1 protein-coding gene is annotated in these 258 nt (G+C 64.7%); it reads right to left on the reverse strand.

What is annotated here, in order from left to right; translation table 11 throughout:
- A partial coding sequence (locus tag ACR6JA_RS23460; RefSeq protein WP_494599965.1) for a MobA/MobL family protein occupies positions 1–255 on the reverse strand: 255 nt, incomplete at its 3' end.
- Positions 256–258: the final 3 nt, after the last annotated feature.

Raw genomic sequence — 258 nt, forward strand, 5'->3', positions numbered from 1 at the left:
CTGGACACAAGCGCGAGCGTGCGCTTCGTCGCTTTTGGCACCCGCGGCCTCGCGCGCTCGCTCGACCATGACTTCGCGGTCGGCCACTTTCCTGTCCTGCCGAATTCGGGATGACTGCCCGGTACGACGCTCGATGGCGGCGGCATGAGGTCCGAGGTGCGGGGCGGCTTCGCGCGTCGTAGTGCCTTGGTCTCTCAAGCTTCTATGATCGATTCGCACGCCCTGGCCTGCTAGCTCAAGATGCGCGTTCGCCAAGTT

The sequence above is a fragment of the Cedecea sp. B1(4) genome (assembly GCF_059414925.1).